General features: G+C 40.0%; 4 protein-coding genes and 1 pseudogene. 3 read left to right on the forward strand and 2 right to left on the reverse strand.

Translation table 11 applies throughout. From position 1 onward, the window contains the following. Both HP456_RS19265 and phoU read left to right on the forward strand, forming a co-directional pair. Positions 1-485, forward strand: a 485-nt coding sequence (locus HP456_RS19265) for a phosphate ABC transporter ATP-binding protein (protein WP_172254113.1), incomplete at its 5' end; no start/stop codon positions are given. A gap of 50 nt (positions 486-535) precedes the next feature. Next, on the forward strand, positions 536-1,195 hold the full coding sequence (gene phoU, locus HP456_RS19270) for a phosphate signaling complex protein PhoU (protein WP_172254115.1): 660 nt from the start codon (positions 536-538) through the stop codon (positions 1,193-1,195). 55 nt (positions 1,196-1,250) lie between these two features. On the opposite strand, the gene HP456_RS19275 is transcribed toward phoU, so the two are convergent. Together HP456_RS19275 and HP456_RS19280 are read right to left on the reverse strand one after the other, a co-directional pair. Continuing rightward, on the reverse strand, positions 1,251-1,700 hold the full coding sequence (locus HP456_RS19275; RefSeq protein ID WP_172254117.1) for a hypothetical protein: 450 nt from the start codon (positions 1,698-1,700) through the stop codon (positions 1,251-1,253). A gap of 12 nt (positions 1,701-1,712) precedes the next feature. Continuing rightward, complete coding sequence (locus HP456_RS19280) at positions 1,713-2,060, reverse strand: helix-turn-helix domain-containing protein (protein WP_172254119.1); 348 nt, start codon at positions 2,058-2,060, stop codon at positions 1,713-1,715. Between the two features lie 361 nt (positions 2,061-2,421). Here HP456_RS19280 and HP456_RS24870 point away from each other — a divergent pair. Then, positions 2,422-2,670 (forward strand): annotated as a pseudogene (locus tag HP456_RS24870) (hypothetical protein); the annotation flags it as partial.

Here is a 2,670-nt window from a genome sequence, read left to right on the forward strand (position 1 = left end):
TCCAAAAGCCCAATCCGTTCCCGAAATCGATTTATGACAATATTGCCTATGGCCCCCGTACGCATGGCATCAAAAATAAAAAGGTACTTGATGAAATCGTTGAAAAAAGCTTACGCGGAGCAGCGATTTGGGATGAAGTAAAAGACCGTCTAAATTCTAATGCATACGGATTATCCGGAGGTCAACAGCAGCGTATCTGCATTGCAAGATGTCTGGCGATCGAACCTGACGTCATCTTGATGGATGAACCGACATCTGCACTCGACCCAATATCCACCCTTAAGGTTGAAGAACTTGTCCAGGAATTAAAGGCGGACTACAGCATCATTATCGTGACACATAACATGCAGCAGGCAGCACGTATCTCAGATCGTACAGCGTTCTTCTTGAACGGTGAAGTTGTAGAATTCGATAAAACGGATAAAATCTTCTCCACTCCGTCTGACAAACGAACAGAAGATTACATCTCCGGTCGTTTTGGGTAATGAATTTTTTGAACTAGAATAAGTGCAGGGACACAGGGAGGGGTATGACAATGTCAGTACGAGGACATTTCGATGCGAATTTAAAGGAACTTCAAACGAAGCTTATGGAACTTGGAAATATCGCCAGGGCATCTCTTGAGAAAAGCATTAAGGCACTCGAAGAAAAAGATGTAGACACGGCCCTGGCGATAATTGAGGGAGATCAGAAGGCAGATGACCTTGAGGAAGAAATTAATGACCTTGCAATCCTGCTGATTGCAAAGCAACAGCCTGTCGCAACAGATTTAAGAAGAGTGATCGTTGCAATCAAGATCGCATCCGATCTTGAACGAATTGCCGATTTCGCTGTTAATGTAGCAAAGTCGACGATCCGTATCGGGAAAGAACCGTTGATCAAGCCCATACACCATATTAAAGAAATGCACAGTGTCACGACTGATATGATTGCTTTGACACTGGAATCTTTCGTAGAGGAAGATGTTGTTAAGGCGAAGAGAATCGCTGAAATGGATGACAAGGTGGATGATTTATACGGGGAAACAATTATGGAACTTCTTACTTTGAATAAAGAAAAGCCTGAATTCACTGCCCAAATTACTCAGTTATCATTCATCTGCCGCTATCTGGAAAGAGCGGCGGACCACACTACGAATATTGCTGAAGGAGTCTTTTATTTAGTGAAAGGCCGCCGGTATGATTTGAACGAATAGAATAAAAACAAGCTGCCCGGTGGCCGGGCAGCTTGTTTTTCATAACAGTACTTCTTCACTTTGTAATCAGCTTTGCAATTTCTTCTAAGGACATCCCGGATTTCACGAGAAAATCACCGATCTGTATGTTATCAGCATATTCATTATCTACGATATGCTGGACAAATTGCTCATCATCACTGATAATCTTCGCTTGTTTCAGTTTTTCCTCAATATCAGCAGGTGTCATCCCCGATTCAATCGTTAAAGTCAATTGGTACTTTTCACTTGTGGAAGGAGACTTATCTTTCCCGGATTCTGTTTTTATCGTATTCAGCTGCTCTTTTAACTCTGCAATTTCGTTCTCTTTCTCTTTTAATACTGATTCCTTTATGACTGCATGACCATCAGGGATGGGAACAGAGGATAGAGAAGAAGACGTATCAAAGTAAAAACAATAAATGAATATGATGACGGCGATAAACAACATTCCGGCGGAGAAGGCTCTGGTTGATTGTTTGTTCATATGAGCTCCTTTCTATAGCGTTGAAATAATATGTTTGACATCGGATTTTGAAAGGGCTGATTGCTTTGCAATTTGGTCTAGCGGAATTCCTTGTTGATAGAGTGCAATGACTTGATTTCTTACTACCTCATGAATCGGTTTTCTGACCGTATAAAGACTTTTCATTGAAGATTCACCGTCCATCATCAGTTCCTCTTCCAGCACTTTCAGCCGTTTCTTCATTTGATAATTTTCCTGCAGCATTGTCATCGATAAATCTTCCACTTCTTTTGCAAGTGCCGAATACCGGTCTTTTTGAAAAAAAGATAGAAAGAATAATAGTATGGAGAAGATCATTAAAATCATTAGCAGTACTTCCAAGATTATCACCTCATGCTTATTTGTTCTTTCTTAGTTATAGCATAGAAGATGATCCTTCTCTAGAGAAGGAAAAGAATAAATTGTAAAATACCTGAACAATTTGTCACATTTGCACCGATTCTTTTACTTGGAAATTGTCGGATCATCAATGAAATCGCTTTATATAGGTTTTTTGGGATTAAATGAGGAATAATTCAAGATAAATTCCGCGTACTTAGTATGTTTTCATCAACACAAACAAGATACGACAAAATGCGTTTATTGTAGGTTTTTGAATAGGGTGGTACGATTAATTTAAGAATAATTGTCATAATATTTAGATGAATTCATATACTACTCGTTTAGGCTGGGAGGTTAACTTGTGTTAAATGAAATAATCAAAATGCGTGAACAGGGAATGTCATTCAGGAAAATTGCGAAAGAGCTGGAAACAACTGTTGGGAAGGTTCAATATCAATGGGTAAAGTATCAAAGAACGATGGAGAATGGCGAAGCGCAATCCGTGGCCGCGAAGACGGTAGTGAAACAATCGGGTAAACGGATGGGCAGGGTGAAGAAAAAGCCTGCATTGGGGTCTCGTAAATCGAATAATATACCGGGCACTCATGAC

The sequence above is a fragment of the Bacillus haikouensis genome (genome assembly GCF_013179555.1).
Lineage (GTDB): Bacteria > Bacillota > Bacilli > Bacillales > Bacillaceae_B > Rossellomorea > Rossellomorea haikouensis_A.

Excerpts from the sequence above, each read along its gene's own strand:
- phoU (WP_172254115.1), top strand. The coding sequence starts at position 536 with ATGTCAGTACGAGGACATTTCGATGCGAATTTAAAGGAACTTCAAACG.
- HP456_RS19275 (WP_172254117.1), bottom strand. The coding sequence starts at position 1,700 with ATGAACAAACAATCAACCAGAGCCTTCTCCGCCGGAATGTTGTTTATC.